Below are 14,792 nucleotides of genomic sequence, written 5' to 3' on the forward strand. Positions count from 1 at the left end.
GTTCATGGCCAGCGCTGAGAGCACCCCGATGGAGCAGTTCAGCGCGCCCACCCGCGAATGGTTCCTCGGCGCCTTCTCCGCCCCGACTCCGGCTCAAAGCGGGGCTTGGCAGGCTATTTCCGGCGGTTCGAACGCCCTGGTCGTTGCCCCTACCGGCTCGGGCAAAACCCTGGCAGCTTTCCTCTGGGCCTTGGATTCACTGATTCGGACCCCGGCTAAGCACGACGGCGAGGCCAGCGGCCGCGTGACCGCAGAGTCAGCGCGCGGCAGCAAGGTTCTCTATATCTCCCCGCTCAAGGCACTCGGGGTCGATGTGGAACGCAATCTGCGCGCCCCTCTGATCGGCCTCCGGCAGACCGCGAGCAGGCTGGGTCTCGACGTCCCAGAGGTGAGTGTTGGAGTACGCAGCGGAGACACCCCGGCCGGGGATCGGCGGCGGCTATTGAGCCACCCGCCGGACATCCTGATCACCACACCCGAATCGCTCTTCCTAATGCTTACCTCGCAGGCCAAGGAGACGCTGCGTTCGGTGCACACCGTGATCATCGATGAGGTGCACGCTGTGGCCGGCACTAAGCGCGGGGCGCATCTGGCGGTTTCCTTGGAACGACTGGATGCACTCTTGAACCGTCCGGCTCAACGCATTGGGCTCTCTGCCACCGTGGAGCCCATCGAGACGGTGGCCCGCTTCCTGTCTGGCAGCGCGCATTGTGAAATAGTCGCTCCGCCAGCCGCAAAAACCTGGGATCTCAGTGTGACCGTGCCCGTGGAAGACATGACCGATCTGGCTTCCGCCGCGGCAGCCCACGACCTGGGCCCTGCCTCCGGGCTGCAGCCCAATGCCTCAATCTGGCCACATGTGGAGGAGAAGATTGTTGATCTGGTGCTGCAGAACCGTTCCACCATCGTGTTCGCGAATTCGCGCAGACTGGCCGAACGGCTCACCGGCAGGCTGAATGAGATCTACCTAGAACGGCAGGAAGATCCGGAAACTGCCACCGCCAAGCCAGCCGCTAAACCAGCCGTTGCGCCGCCGGCGACCATTATGGCTCAAGCGGGAGCCTCGGCGGGTGCCGAACCAGTGCTGGCCAAGGCGCATCATGGCTCGGTTTCCAAGGAGCAGCGGGCGTTAATCGAGGACGATTTGAAGTCCGGTAGATTGCGCTGCGTGGTGGCTACCTCCAGCCTCGAACTGGGCATTGATATGGGTCTGGTGGACTTGGTTATTCAGGTCGAGTCCCCACCCTCGGTAGCGAGCGGCCTGCAAAGGGTTGGTCGCGCCGGGCACCAAGTAGGCGAAGTCTCCCAAGGCATATTGTTCCCCAAGCATCGGGCCGATCTACTGCATTCGACGGTTACCGTGGAACGGATGCTGGCCGGCCGGATCGAACCGCTTTATATCCCGGCCAACCCGCTAGACATTCTGGCTCAACAGACCGTGGCGGCAACCGCCTTGGGCAGTATCGATGTGGAGGAATGGTTCGCCACGGTACGTCGGAGTGCTCCCTTCAGTGCGCTACCCCGTTCCGCCTACGATGCCACCTTGGACCTACTGGCCGGGCGCTATCCCTCCGATGAGTTCGCCGAGCTGCGGCCGCGGATCATCTGGGACCGAAATGCGGGCACCATCACCGGGCGGCCCGGTTCGCAGCGGCTTGCCGTGACCTCAGGCGGAACCATTCCGGACCGTGGGCTTTTCGGGGTCTATCTGGTGGGCGCCGAGGAAGGCAAGAACAGTCGCCGGGTGGGCGAGCTGGACGAGGAGATGGTCTACGAGTCCCGGGTGGGAGACGTTTTCGCGCTGGGCGCCACCAGCTGGCGAATCGAGGACATTACCCATGATCGAGTCTTGGTCTCCCCCGCTTTCGGCCAGCCCGGCAAACTTCCCTTCTGGAAGGGCGATTCACTGGGACGGCCGGTCGAGCTCGGCAAGGCCATCGGCGCCTTTATGCGAGAGGTCTCCGGGGCTTCTCGGGAAACCGCGCTAGCCCGTTGCACAGCCACCGGGCTGGACGACTACGCCGCCAATAACCTGCTCGGCTATCTGGAGGAACAGCGCCAAGCCACCGGCCTAGTCCCCGACGATCGCACCCTACTGGTGGAGCGTTTTCAGGACGAGTTGGGAGATTGGCGAGTAGTTCTGCACAGTCCCTTCGGGATGCCCGTGCACGCACCCTGGGCCTTAGCCGTTGGTGCGCGCCTGCAGGAACGCTACGGACTGGATGGCTCCGCGATGGCCTCCGACGACGGCATTGTGCTTCGGGTGCCGATGATGGACGATGAGCCACCGGGCGCGGAACTGTTCCGTTTTGAGGCCGATGAGCTGGAGTCGGTGGTAACCGCCCAGGTGGGTGGCTCCGCTCTGTTTGCTTCCCGGTTCCGGGAATGTGCCGCCCGGGCACTGCTGCTCCCCCGGCAGAACCCGGCTAAGCGTTCACCCCTGTGGCAGCAACGGCAGCGCTCCGCACAATTGCTCGATGTGGCTAGGAAATACCCCACCTTCCCGATCATCCTGGAAACCGTCCGGGAGTGCCTACAGGACGTCTACGATCTGCCCGCATTGAAGAACATCGCGCTCTCCTTGGAGCGCCGAGAACTTCGACTGGTAGAAATCACCACCCCGCAGCCTTCGCCGTTCTCCCGCTCACTGCTCTTCGGTTATGTCGCCAGCTTCCTCTATGAGGGCGACTCTCCGCTGGCCGAGCGCCGCGCTGCTGCGCTCTCCCTGGACCCGGCGCTACTAAACGAGTTGCTAGGCCGGGCTGAACTGCGCGAGCTGCTGGACGCCAAGGTGATTGCGCAGACCGAGGCCGAATTGCAAAGAACAGCACCGGAACGGAAGACGCAAGGGATAGAAGGCATTGCGGACCTGCTCCGCCAGCTTGGCCCGCTGAGCCTTGCGGAAATCTCCGCCCGACTGGTGGACCAGAGCGAAGATGCCCTGGATGCTCAGTTGAAAGAACTTCTCGGCAGCAATCGGGCTTTTCGCGCCAGCATTGCCGGCCAGCCAAGCTTTGCCGCGGTGGAGGATGCGGCTCGCCTACGCGATGCGCTCGGCACTCCGCTGCCGATGGGTATCCCGCTAGCTTTTATCGAACCGGTGGCGGACCCCCTGGGGGACCTCATCTCCCGTTTCGCTCGCACCCACGGACCCTTCTTAGCCGCCGAGGCCGCGACTCGGCTGGGGCTTGGCATCGCCGTCGTACTCTCTGCCCTGGAACGTCTCGCGGTTGACGGCCGGGTGGTGCAGGGTGAATTCAGGCCGGAATCCGAGCCCGGTTGGGAGACCGGGGCGGAATGGTGCGATGTTCAGGTATTGCGCCGAATCCGGCAACGCTCGCTGGCTGCCCTGCGTTCGGAGGTCGAGCCGGTGGACCGGGCCGCTTATGCGCGCTTCCTGCCCAGCTGGCAGCATGTTTCGGCCCCCGGCCGGCCCTCGGCGCTGCGCGGTGCCGAAGGAATCCTCACCGTGGTGGATCAGTTGGCTGGACTGCCGGTTCCCGCCTCCGCTCTGGAACCCCTCGTGCTGGCCAGCCGGGTGCGCGATTACTCTCCTTCCCTGCTGGACGAGCTGATGGCCTCGGGTGAGGTGCTTTGGTCCGGATCGGGCGCCCTACCCGGAAACGATGGCTGGATTTCCTTACACTTGGCGGAATCTGCGGCGCTGACCTTGCGGCCCGAGGCCGACTACCAGCCCACCGAGATCGCCACCCTATTGCTGGAACTGCTTGGGGCGGGCGGAGCTTACTTCTTCCACCAGCTGCGGGAATCCTTCGCCAACTCATCCGGCAGCCCAGCCGACGAAAATCAGCTCACCCAAGCGCTCTGGGACTTGGTCTGGGCCGGTCGAATCGGTAATGACACCTTTGCCCCGGTCCGCGCCATGTTGGCCGGCGGTCACACCGCGCATCGCCAGCAACCACAAGCGCCCAGGCTACGGCCACAAAGACTACAGTCGATCCGCTCCGCCGGGCGTTATTCCGGCCTGGCCGCTCCAGCACGAGCCGCCGTCAGCACCGCCGCCACCATGCTGAGCGGTCGCTGGAGCGTGCTCACGGTACCCGAACTCGAAGCAACCATCCGCGCCCATGGCATGGCCGAACTACTTTTGGACCGTTACGGTGTGGTCAGCCGAGGCTCGGTGGCCGTGGAGGGAGAACCCGGCGGCTTTGCACTGATGTACAAAATGCTGGCCCGGCTAGAGGAACAGGGCCGTTGCCGACGAGGATATTTCATCGAGAAACTTGGCGCCGCCCAGTTCGCGGTCCCCGCCACGGTGGATCGACTGCGCAGCTTCGCCATCGACTTCCCCACCGAAATCAGACCCAATGAAGCCTTGCTCTTGGCCGCTACCGACCCCGCCAACCCCTACGGTGCCGCGCTAGCCTGGCCCGCCCTGGAAGCCGGGCACCGGCCGGGACGGAAGGCCGGAGCGCTGGTGATTATGGTCGACGGCGAGCTGGTGCTGTATGTGGAACGAGGCGGCAAAACCGTACTGTGCTTCAGTGCCGATGAAGCCGCAATCAGCGCCGCTGGAGCCGCCCTGGTGTCCTCCGTGCTGAGTAAGGCGGTGGACAAGTTAGCCATTGAAAAGGTCAATGGCGAAGGTGTTCTGGACACGGTGCTGGCTAAAGCGCTGCTGGCCGCCGGAGCCTATTCGACCCCGCGAGGAGTGCGCATCCGTGCCTGAGGTAAACCGCCGTGCCTGAGGGAGACACCGTTTGGCGGCAGGCTCGGCTGCTCTCGAAGGCCCTGCTCGGAAAGGTACTCAATAGCAGCGACTTCCGGGTTCCGGCGCTAGCCACTCTGGACCTCGGCGGAGCCACCGTTGAATCCTCGGACTCACGAGGCAAGCATTTACTGCTCACGGTACGCCGTGCCGGTAGCGAGGAGCTGATCATCCACTCACATTTGAAGATGGAGGGGATCTGGCAGGTCTATCTACCGGGTGAGCGCTGGCGCCGCCCCGCACACACCGCCCGCGTCGTGCTGAAGGTTCCGGACGCCGTCGTCGTAGGTTTCTCGCTGGGCATCCTGGAAGTGCTCAGCCCTGAGCAAGCCGAAACCGAACTGGCCTTTCTGGGCCCCGATCTGCTTGGCACCGACTGGGACGCGAACGAGGCTATTCGCAGGCTCGAATCAGATCCGGAACGCCCCGTCGGCATAGCGCTGCTGGACCAGCGGAACCTGGCCGGGATTGGCAATATCTACCGTAATGAACTGTGCTTCCTGGTCCGAGTCCGGCCGCAGCACCCCGTCGGTGCAGTCTCCGATCTGCCGCGCCTGGTGGATCTGGCCAAACGCCTCTTGGAAGCCAATAAAACCCGCCCGCAGCGGAACACCACGGGAACCGCGGGCCGGGTGAGCGCCTGGGTTTACGGTCGCGAACACCAACCGTGTTTACGCTGCGGCAGCCACATCATTCGGGAAGAGTACGAGGGCCGTCCCATCTACTACTGCCCGCACTGCCAGCCAGCGCCCGAAAGCTAACCGGAAGCCAACCGGAAGGCTGAACGGCGGCAAAGCGGCGGCAGCGCTGAAAGCAAGACCCTAGACTGAGGAGGTGATGGAATCCCCGCTCCCGGTGCGCAATGGCGTCAATGCCACCCGTTTGCGGCTGCCCGAAGAGGGACCCTGGGGAACCGCCATGGAGTACCTCTTGCAGCGCTTCCCGCACGTCGATCCGCAGGGCATTGTGGAACGTTTTGAACGCGGCGAGGTGCGCGGGCTGGGTGGGGCGGTGATTACCCCGCAGACCCCGCTGCAGGAACACACCTTCCTCTGGTATTACCGTGAGTTGCCGCAGGAAGAGCGGCTGCCCGTTGAACTGAGTGTGCTGCATCAAGACGAACACCTCGTGGTGGTGGATAAACCACACTTCCTGCCCACCACCCCGGGTGGCAAATACGTGGCCGAATCCGCCCTAGTACGATTGCGGGTGCTGCTCGGGCTGCCGGATTTGGTCCCCATTCACCGTTTGGATCGAATGACCGCTGGGGTGCTGCTCTTCGCTGCCAATCCGGAGACTCGGGGCAACTATCAGATGCTCTTCGAACGCCGCGAAGTCCGTAAACGCTACCAGGCGGTGGCTCCGGTACGATCGGATCTGGCCTTGCCGTTGACCATTCGCAGCAAAATGTGGAAATCGCGCAGCTATCTACTCAGCCAGGAACTACCGGGCCAGCCGAACGCAGAAACTCGGATTTCCCTGCGACACAGCTGGTCGAGCCCCGAAGGTACCCGCGGACTCTACGATTTGGAACCGCATAGCGGTAAAACTCATCAACTCCGTGTGCATCTGGCCTCACTCGGTCTGGGCATCCTCAACGATCCGTTCTACCCGATACTCCACGAAGAAGCGCCCGACGATTACTCGAAACCTCTGCAATTACTGGCGTACAGCCTGGAATTTACCGACCCAATTAGCGGCCGTCCGGTGGAGTATCAAAGCGAACTGAGCCTGGCAGAAGCCCGTCCTGCGGACCCGTACGCCTAGCCGACGAATAGCCACTTGCCGCCGCGCCGCCGGAGCGTGGTGAGCCTTCCCGTACTGGCCACCCCTTCCACCGCGTCCCGCACTGCTGCGGAAGCCTGCAAGGCTTGGTCATCCTCGGCGGAGTCGGTGCTGGCTTCGACCAGAAACCTCAAGGTAATCACCGGCACTCGCGCCACCACGTCCAACTGGTTTGCCTCGACCAGGTGGATCGAGGAAAGCGCCTGCACCGCGGTCCGCATCACCGATTCCGGCGGATTTCCCGGTCGCAGTCCGGTAATTTGCAGAACAGCACGATAAGAAGGCACCTGAAAAGACTATGCCTTGCCGCCGACAACTTGGGCGTACTCATCGTGGACTTGCTGCCAGGCCGGATAGTGATCCGAGTACCAATTCGGCCAATCCACCGAGCCTCCCGCCAGCACGGAATCCAGGTGATCTAGGTGAATATGCCAACCGGCAAGGGTGCTAAGCCGGGCTTGCCTGTCCTCGGTGTCGATAATCGCCGTGAAGATCAGTTCGGTGCCGTCGCCGGTAGCACCGACGACGGCGGGACTCAGCTCCCAGCGCAGCAAGCCGTGCACGCTATTCTGCAGTTCGAAAACCCGCTCCGGCTCCAGCTCGGTGATGCTCCCGGTCCACCAGTCCATCGGCTGTTCCCCCGGCGGAGTGTTCTGCCACCGCAAATCCCAGGAACCACCCGCCTCCAAGGCACCGCGCGCCTGCGCCCACCAGCGCTTACTCTGCTCTGGGTCGGTGAGCGCTTGCCAAACCTTGCTCACCCGATGCGGATAAAGCCGCCGGTAACGCAAGCGAACCTTGCCGCCGTCGAGCTCCTCCATGGTTCCCAGATCGCTCATGATTTCTCCTGTTCATCCAGATAATTTCCCAGTGCTAATTTCCCAGTGCGTCCAACTGACTGGCCCAGAGTTGGCGGATATCCTGCAACCAACTAGCCAATTCCTCGAAGGGCTCCGGCCGGAGCGAATAAATGCGCTGCTGCGCCTGGCTCTGGGAGGTAACTAAGCCGCCCTCACGCAAGATACGCAGATGCCGCGAGGTCCCAGGTTGGGAGAGCTGTAATTCGGTAACCAACTCGTTCGGCGTCCGGGGCCGGTCGCGCAATAGTTCAACGATGCGGCGACGTTGCGGGTCCGCAAGTATGCCGAGGGTGTCTTGCATGCCCCTAAATATATGGATCTACTTATATAAGCGTCAAGGTATATGGAATTTATCCGACGGTCGGGAAGTTGGCCAAGTTATGAGCAATCAGTCCTGGCAAAGCTTCCGCGAGGAACGCAACCGCACCCTGCCTAGCCCGCACGGCTGGCTGAGTCTCAGCTCCCTGCAATGGCTCCCCGAGGCGTCCGGACCGCTGGAGCTGGTGCCGGGATACTGGAGCGCGGACGACGGCGGGGCTCAGCTCAGCGCCGGGCCCCAGGACGGCTTGGAACTAGTTCACGGCGGGCAGGCCGTGAACGGCACAATCAACGCCGAGCTCGAGGAAAACGAGTCGCTGAACTGGGTTCGTTACGGCAGCATCTTGATCGAACTGGCCAAGCGTGGCGGTCGCTACGCCATCCGAACCAGGGACTCCCAGGCACCTCGACTGACCGGTTTCAGCGCGGTGCCAACCTTCGACTATGACCCGAGCTTCGCCGTCGTCGGTACTTTCAAGCCCTACCCAGCCCCGCAAACCCGAGAGATCAGCACCGCCAATCCTCGCGTTCCGGGCCACACCGATATCGTCGGTGAGATCAGCTTCCAGCTCGGCGGTCAAGGACACACCCTGCTCGCGGAACGCAGCGGGGGCGGCTTGCTACTGAATTTTTACGATTCTAGCAATGGTCAGGAGACGGCAGGCTGGCGCTTCCTGAGCGTTGCGGCCCCGGCGGAGAACAGTTCGGCGGAAAAAGGCAGCGTTCAGCTCGACTTCAATTACGCCTTGAACTGGCCCAGCGGCTTCAGCGCCTACGGCACCTGCCCGCAACCCGTGCCGGAGAACCGTCTGGACGTGCCGGTGAAGGCCGGGGAAAAGACGCTCTGAGCAAGAGCGGCGGCAATTCCTAGAGGAAAGCGGATATCCCGGTAATCGATCGGCCGGTGATCAAGGTGTTTACTTCGTGGGAGCCCTCGTAGGTAAAAATGGCTTCCGCATCGGCAAAGCATTTCGCCATCCGGTAATCGGTAACAATGCCATTGCCACCCAGTATTGCTCTGCCCATTGCCACCGTCTCCCGCATTCGTTCGGTGGTAAAGGCCTTAGCCAGCGCCACCTGATCCATTCTCATCTCCGGCAGCGAGGTGAGTTGTGCCATCATCGCCAGCGAGGCCGTGGCGTTGCCGAGCATCTTCACCAATTGAGCCTGCACCAATTGGAAGGAGGCCAGGGGTTTGCCGAACTGCAGACGGTTCAGCGCATAGTCCCTGGCAATATCGAAAGCGCCTAGCTGCTGGCCAACCGCCTGCCAGGCCACCATCACCCGGGAGCCCTGCAAAAGCACATTGGTGTCCCTGAAGGAATTGATCCCCTGAAACCGGTCTGCCTCTAAGACCCGAACATCCTCAAGCAGAATGTGTGCGTTCTGCACCGTGCGCAGGGCGATCTTGTTCTCGATCTTTTCCCTAGTGACCCCGGGCAGTTCGGCATTAAGAATGAAGCCACGCATCTCCCCGGTCTCCGCATCACGAGCCCAGAGCAGCATGTGATCACAAAAAGTGCCATTGCCAATCCAACGCTTGGAGCCGTTGATCAGCCAGCCATCACCGTCGCGGCGCGCCGTGGTGGTCATTCCACCGGCTACATCGGAGCCATGTTCCGGCTCGGTCAGGGCGAAGGCGCCGGTAGTCCGCAGGGCCAGGGCGTCGGCCAAATAACGCTCGCGTTGATCATCATTGCCGAAGAGGTAAAGGGACTCGACGAAAAGATCGTGGTGGACCAGGAAGAAGGTGGCCAAGGAGGTGTCCACCCGGGTCATCTCGGCAATCACCAATCCGGAGAAGAGGGGGCTATAGCCCTGCTGAATGGCGGTAGAGAGTCCCAGCTTCGCTAATTCCGGCAGGATCTGCTCCGGGAACTCCGCCGCATTCCACCAGTCCACGCAGTACGGTGCCACTTTTTCGGCAAGGAACTCCCGCAGTCGAGCCAGTTTCTGCTGCTCGAAGCCGGTCAGGCCGGACTCCATCGAGAAGAAATCCGCGCTGGGGAGATCGAGCCTGGGGAGATCGGACTTTGGTAGATCGGACCTGGATAACTCGGACTTGGATAACTCGCCCGGAACTGTCATTTCGGTTGCATCCTGATCGCGCCGTCCAAGCGGATGGTCTCGCCGTTGAGCATCGCGTTGGCCACGATATGCTCCACCAACGCGGCATATTCCTCGGGCTTACCGAGCCTGGAGGGGTGCGGTACCTGGGCGGCCAGGGAGTCCTGTGCGGCTTGCGGCAAGCTTGCCATCATCGGTGTTTCAAAAATGCCCGGTGCGATGGTCATCACACGAATGAGCGATCTGGCCAGTTCGCGGGCTACCGGGAGGGTCATCGAAGCTACCGCACCCTTGGAGGCCGAATAAGCAGCTTGGCCAATCTGGCCGTCAAAAGCGGCTACCGAAGCGGTGTTGACAATGACACCGCGCTCCTGAGTACCAAACTCCCCGAGCAAGGGCTCGGAGGCTGCCATTTCAGCCGCAGCCAGCCGGAGTACATTGAAGGTGCCAATCAAGTTGACCTGGATTACCCGGACGAAGGCTTCCATCGGCAGCACGCCTTCACGGCCCAGGACCTTGCCTGGGGTGGCAACCCCGGCGCAGTTAACCACCACACGCAGCGGACCCAGTTTGCTGGCGATCTTGATTGCCTGCTTGACCTGCTCATCGTCGATCACGTTGGCGGGCACAAAGACCGCGCTCTTCTCCCTGATCAGCCCGAGTTCATGGGCCAGCTCAGCCCCTTTCGACTGCGGCAAATCGATCAGTACAACGGACAGTCCGGCGGCATGTAGCCTGCGCGCGGTAGCCGCACCCAAGCCAGATGCGCCCCCGGTAATCAGTGCGGTCGCGTGCTCGGCAGCCAAGCTTTTCAGGTCCACAAGTCCTCCTTGGATTCTCTTCCGTTAATGAATCCTAACTGAGAACTAAGTACCGAGGAGTAGGGTTAACAGCTCTGCCAATGCCTGGCACTCCCTCGCCGGTCCGGGACACCCCTATGGAACGGTTAGGGTGTTGCCATGACAAGTGCGCAGCAGTGGGCTAGCCGGGCCGCGAGCGCAGCCGAGGCCGTGGACCTCCGCTTTGGGCATCGCTTACTGGGCTTGCCAGGAACCTGGCTGGGGCGGATCTCCACCGGAACGCGCTCGGGCACAGAGTGGCATTACTGGTGGCAGGCTCATTACCTGGATTGTTTGATTGACGCCGGCTGGCGCGAGTTTCAAACGGCTGGATCAGCCGCGTCCCGGAATATCCTGAAAAAAGCCAAGGCATTCCCGCGCACCATCTGGCTGCGTAATTTCTTCAGACTGCGGAATAGCTATTTCGACGATATGGCTTGGCTCGCACTGGCTTCCCTCCGAGCGAACGCCCTGACCCGGAAGGCGGAAGGCAAGCCGTTCCCGCAAGCTCGCGCCATCAGAAGGGTTTTAGGGAAGCAGCTGCACAGCGCGCTCAGCACCGAGCTGGGCGGCGGAATGTACTGGTCCAAACGCCGCGACTACAAAAATTCGGCGGTCAACGGACCCGGGGCACTTTACTTTGCCCGCACCGGCGACGGGCCCCTTGCCCAGCGCATCCTGGATTGGATGCGGCGCGAGCTGTGGCAGGCCGAACTCGGGCTCTATATCGACGGCGTGCACCTCAGGGCGAGCGGTCCGGAACGCGAAGACACCATCTGGAGCTATAACCAGGGGCCAGTACTGGCCGCCCTGTGCGCACTGCCGACCACCGACAATCTTGACCATGCGGCCGAACTGATCCTCGGCGTCGAACGCGGTCTTTGCCAGGATGGTGTGCTGCGCCTACATGGCGAAGGCGACCCTGGTTTGTTCACCGGAATCCTAGTTCGCCATCTAGCCACCGCTGCCCGGCAGGAATTGCTACCCCCGGCCAGCCGAGCCGCCGCGCGCCGGATGGTACTCAACACGGCAGAGGCATTATGGGCGTCCCGCTCGGCGGCAGGGCCCGCACTTTTCAGCAAGGATCTTCAGCTCAGCGCTGATCGTTCGTATCCGCCGGGTTCTGCGGTTCCTCTGTCGGTTCAGTTGCAGGCGTGGATGATTTTCGAAATGGCATATCGGCTCGCTTCGGCCTGAACACGTCCACCAGGATCACGATGCCTAGAAACGCTGCCGCCAGTAATACCGAGGCGCTCACATCGGTCAGCCAGTGGTAGCCGAGATAGATCCGGCTAAGACCGACCAGAATAATCCCCACGACGGCGCCCAGCAGCCAGACCAGCAAGCGTCCAGCGGAGAATCTCCTGCTGAGCACTAAATAAGCCAGTGTGAAGATGAACACCGAGATGCCTAGGGTGTGCCCGGAGGGAAAAGAGTAGGAGTGGTTGGCCCCGGTGGCCATATCCGCAATCGGCGGACGATGCCTTCCCACCAGATGCTTGATGATATTCGAAACTGCGGCGCTCACCGCCATCGCGGCCACCCAGAGCGCGGGACGCCACCAGTACCGGCTGAAGAAAGCCCAGATCGCCGCACCAAAGATCACGATGCTGGCCAGCCACGGAGGTGATGCCAAGGTGCTCACTACCGCAAAGAACGCCGTCCAACCGGAGCTGCGTTCGCGCAGTAAATCGTGGAACAGTGGGCCGTCTATTGCGGCCAGTCCGGTGGAACTCCTGGCCATCCACAGCACCGCAACGAACCCGGCCAGCCCCAGTGCAAGCAGCAGGGCCGCGGTCAGCAGCGCGGGTTTACGCTGTTTCGGCAGGCTAGGGATCACAGCTATATCCTGCCTGAGAAAGCTGAGCGAGCGCTGTACTCGGCGCCTGCTCAGCCAGGATTCCGGCGCAGATTCCGGGCCCTATCAGTTCTCCGCGAAGCGAAACAGAGTCAGTCGCCCTGCGGGGCCGCCCGTTGCGGGTGGGGCGCCTCGTGCCGAGCTAACATTTCCACAAACCCCGCGATCTTACGTTGCCGGGCTGCCTCGGTTTTGAGTTGGCTAAGCCGGAAGTAAAGGGAAAAACGGTTCTTCGCATTGAGCACTTCAAACATTTCCTGCGCCGCCGGATTGGCCGCAATCGCGATCAACAAGTCTTGTGGCAATTCCGCCTCGGTTGAACGCGCATAGGCTTGGCCCCAGCGCCCATCGGCCTTGGCGGCATCCACCGCGGCCCGGCCCGCGGGCTGCATTCTGCCTTCCCGCTCCAGTCTTTCAACGATCTCGGTGTTCCGCACCGACCAGATGCTCTTTGCACCACGCGGGGTCCACCGTCGATAGCTGCTCTCCGCGTCACGCGATTTGCTCTGCCCATCGATCCAGCCAAAGCACAACGCCTCATCGAGCGCCTGCGCGTAGCTCAACTCGGTGACCGCGCCACCCTTCTTATGCAGCACGAGCCAAACGCCCGAGCTGGTGGCCTGGTTCTCCAGCAGCCAGCTACGCCAATGCTCAACGTCCGGAAGTAGTAGTTCAGTTATCTCACCGACCATGCGCCTCATCCTACGGGCTGGAATCGGGTCTTGTCCGTAATGATCTAGCTTGCTAGCATTCTAGCTATGACCGAAATCAAGACTCAGTTCAATGTGTACCTACCCCCTGAACTGATTCGAGATATCAAACACCGCGGCGTGGATGAAGGCATGAGCCTCTCGGCGTTGGTGGAAAAGGCCCTGCGCCACTACCTGGAAACCGAAGGAACTGGAGAAACTGAATAATGCTTCGAGTCAGACCCATCCATTTCACCTCCCGAGTGGAAGCCTTCCTGCCACTTCTCGATGCCCTCGGCCTGGTCAATGACCTGGCTGAGCAGGACTGGCTCGAATTCAGCGCCGGGCAGGGCAGGCTCGCGTTGCATCGTGTGGAAGCCCAATCGGCGGACGACGGCGTGACCTACCTAGGCTTCGAGGCTCGCGATTTGGAGGTCTTTGCCAGCAGGACCAGGGAGGCGGGCACTCAGGCCGAGCTCATCCAGGCCGCGCATGGACCTACGGTCCAGGTCACCGGCGGCGACGGACTTCAATTCCTGGTTGATCCCTCCGAACAATGGGAAGCCACTGCCGGGGCGAATCCTTTGCTCTCCGTGAACACCCTTTGGTACACCTCGGACGTCGCCGGAGCCGCACAGGATCTGCGCAATATCGGGGCAATCCCGGTAGCCACCGCGATCAACGGCAGAGTGGACGACTTCACCGCGAAGAACGGTGGGAAGATCCTGGTGCACACCGCACCTACCCCCAGGCACGGAGAGTTGGGATTCGGCTACCTTGGCGCCCTGGAGGAGCTACAAGAGCAGTTATCCCAACGTGGCTTCACTTCCCACATCATCGATGAAACATACGGACGCACCCTGCATCTGCCAAACCCGGATTTTCAGGAGCTGCCGAACAATCCGACCGGCCCCACGATCTGGATCAACGAGGAGAACCAGACCGATAACTACGGCTACCTCAAGCACTGATTCCAGGCGCTTTAAGCTCCCGCCTGCCGCCGAAACTGCGGTGAAAATTCGGCAAAGACGGCCGCGGCTCGGACTTCGAGAGGAAATATCCGGTAGAACTGAACCATGAGCGTACGCACCCCCGACCCGTATCCCGGTTGGCTATCCGATGAAGATCTCTACGAAGCGCGGAACCGACTGCCCATGGTCTATGTGGAAGCAGTACCGGTTCGGCTGGACCCACTGGGCTACGTCAACGAGGTCGGCCTGCTGTTGCGCGCCGACGAGGATGGCAGCATGATCCGTTCGCTCGTGTCCGGCCGGGTGCTTTACCGGGAGACGGTGCGGGCAGCGCTTTTGCGGCATATCGAAAAGGACCTCGGCACCATGGCTTTCCCGCAACTGCCGATCAGCCCGGTACCTTTCACGGTGGCCGAATATTTCCCGGCCCCATCGCAAACCAACTTCACCGACGAACGGCAGCACGCCGTCGCACTGGTCTATGTCGTTCCGGTGACGGGTGAATGCACTCCCCGGCAAGACGCTCTTGAGCTAACCTGGATGACCCCACAGGACGTGCTCAGTCCTGGTGTTCAGGCAGAGTTCGACGGCGGCCGAGGTGAGTTGGTGCGCCAGGCGCTGGCTTACGCCGGAATTAGCATCTCGCAGTAACTCGCAGGACCAGTTCGACCTGAAC

General features: G+C 61.9%; 15 protein-coding genes. 8 read left to right on the plus strand and 7 right to left on the minus strand.

Annotated features, from left to right (window positions below; genetic code table 11):
• The first annotated feature begins 4 nt into the window (after positions 1 to 4).
• The 3 genes from FHU41_RS10230 (at position 5) to FHU41_RS10240 (ending at position 6,496) form a co-directional block, all read left to right on the plus strand.
• Complete coding sequence (locus FHU41_RS10230) at positions 5 to 4,690, plus strand: ATP-dependent helicase (protein ID WP_179389567.1); 4,686 nt, start codon at positions 5 to 7, stop codon at positions 4,688 to 4,690.
• 11 nt (positions 4,691 to 4,701) lie between these two features.
• On the plus strand, positions 4,702 to 5,490 hold the full coding sequence (locus FHU41_RS10235) for an Fpg/Nei family DNA glycosylase (protein WP_179389568.1): 789 nt from the start codon (positions 4,702 to 4,704) through the stop codon (positions 5,488 to 5,490).
• Between the two features lie 76 nt (positions 5,491 to 5,566).
• Positions 5,567 to 6,496 carry a pseudouridine synthase gene (locus FHU41_RS10240; RefSeq protein WP_179390404.1) on the plus strand — a complete coding sequence of 310 codons (930 nt, stop codon included), beginning with the start codon at positions 5,567 to 5,569 and terminating at the stop codon, positions 6,494 to 6,496.
• Here the strand turns inward: FHU41_RS10240 and FHU41_RS10245 are convergent.
• Genes FHU41_RS10245 through FHU41_RS10255 form a run of 3 tightly spaced genes read right to left on the minus strand, consistent with a single transcriptional unit; the run spans position 6,493 to position 7,675 of the window.
• On the minus strand, positions 6,493 to 6,801 hold the full coding sequence (locus FHU41_RS10245) for a hypothetical protein (protein ID WP_179389569.1): 309 nt from the start codon (positions 6,799 to 6,801) through the stop codon (positions 6,493 to 6,495). The two genes, FHU41_RS10240 and FHU41_RS10245, sit on opposite strands and share 4 nt — an antisense overlap.
• 9 nt (positions 6,802 to 6,810) lie before the next feature.
• A complete protein-coding gene (locus FHU41_RS10250) occupies positions 6,811 to 7,353 on the minus strand; it encodes an SRPBCC domain-containing protein (protein ID WP_179389570.1) in 543 nt (180 codons plus the stop codon).
• Positions 7,354 to 7,387: 34 nt separating this feature from the next.
• Complete coding sequence (locus tag FHU41_RS10255) at positions 7,388 to 7,675, minus strand: ArsR/SmtB family transcription factor (RefSeq protein WP_179389571.1); 288 nt, start codon at positions 7,673 to 7,675, stop codon at positions 7,388 to 7,390.
• A 79-nt stretch (positions 7,676 to 7,754) separates the two neighbouring features.
• Between FHU41_RS10255 and FHU41_RS10260 the strand changes: the two genes are divergently transcribed.
• Positions 7,755 to 8,540 (plus strand): DUF1684 domain-containing protein, encoded by a 786-nt coding sequence (locus FHU41_RS10260; RefSeq protein WP_179389572.1) that lies wholly within the window; start codon positions 7,755 to 7,757, stop codon positions 8,538 to 8,540.
• Positions 8,541 to 8,559: 19 nt separating this feature from the next.
• On the opposite strand, the gene FHU41_RS10265 is transcribed toward FHU41_RS10260, so the two are convergent.
• Both FHU41_RS10265 and FHU41_RS10270 read right to left on the minus strand, forming a co-directional pair.
• On the minus strand, positions 8,560 to 9,678 hold the full coding sequence (locus FHU41_RS10265; protein ID WP_246279664.1) for an acyl-CoA dehydrogenase family protein: 1,119 nt from the start codon (positions 9,676 to 9,678) through the stop codon (positions 8,560 to 8,562).
• Positions 9,679 to 9,776: 98 nt separating this feature from the next.
• A complete protein-coding gene (locus FHU41_RS10270) occupies positions 9,777 to 10,580 on the minus strand; it encodes a 3-hydroxyacyl-CoA dehydrogenase (RefSeq protein ID WP_343046305.1) in 804 nt (267 codons plus the stop codon).
• Between the two features lie 138 nt (positions 10,581 to 10,718).
• Here FHU41_RS10270 and FHU41_RS10275 point away from each other — a divergent pair, with 138 nt between their 5' ends.
• Positions 10,719 to 11,795: a glycoside hydrolase family 76 protein gene (locus FHU41_RS10275; protein ID WP_179389574.1), complete on the plus strand. Its 1,077-nt coding sequence runs from the start codon at positions 10,719 to 10,721 to the stop codon at positions 11,793 to 11,795.
• Here the strand turns inward: FHU41_RS10275 and FHU41_RS15405 are convergent.
• Together FHU41_RS15405 and FHU41_RS10285 are read right to left on the minus strand one after the other, a co-directional pair.
• Complete coding sequence (locus FHU41_RS15405) at positions 11,692 to 12,438, minus strand: phosphatase PAP2 family protein (protein ID WP_179389575.1); 747 nt, start codon at positions 12,436 to 12,438, stop codon at positions 11,692 to 11,694. The two genes, FHU41_RS10275 and FHU41_RS15405, sit on opposite strands and share 104 nt — an antisense overlap.
• A gap of 110 nt (positions 12,439 to 12,548) precedes the next feature.
• Positions 12,549 to 13,148, minus strand: a complete 600-nt coding sequence (locus FHU41_RS10285) for a YdeI/OmpD-associated family protein (protein ID WP_179389576.1) — start codon at positions 13,146 to 13,148, stop codon at positions 12,549 to 12,551.
• 66 nt (positions 13,149 to 13,214) lie between these two features.
• On the opposite strand from FHU41_RS10285, the gene FHU41_RS10290 reads away from it, so the two are divergent.
• The 3 genes from FHU41_RS10290 (at position 13,215) to FHU41_RS10300 (ending at position 14,767) form a co-directional block, all read left to right on the plus strand.
• Positions 13,215 to 13,373 carry a ribbon-helix-helix domain-containing protein gene (locus FHU41_RS10290; protein ID WP_179389577.1) on the plus strand — a complete coding sequence of 53 codons (159 nt, stop codon included), beginning with the start codon at positions 13,215 to 13,217 and terminating at the stop codon, positions 13,371 to 13,373.
• Positions 13,373 to 14,116, plus strand: a complete 744-nt coding sequence (locus FHU41_RS10295) for a VOC family protein (RefSeq protein ID WP_179389578.1) — start codon at positions 13,373 to 13,375, stop codon at positions 14,114 to 14,116. The genes FHU41_RS10290 and FHU41_RS10295 overlap by 1 nt, the downstream gene beginning before the upstream one ends.
• Before the next feature lie 105 nt (positions 14,117 to 14,221).
• A complete protein-coding gene (locus FHU41_RS10300; RefSeq protein ID WP_179389579.1) occupies positions 14,222 to 14,767 on the plus strand; it encodes an NUDIX hydrolase family protein in 546 nt (181 codons plus the stop codon).
• Positions 14,768 to 14,792 lie beyond the last annotated feature (25 nt).

The sequence above is a fragment of the Psychromicrobium silvestre genome (assembly GCF_013408295.1).
GTDB lineage: Bacteria > Actinomycetota > Actinomycetes > Actinomycetales > Micrococcaceae > Renibacterium > Renibacterium silvestre.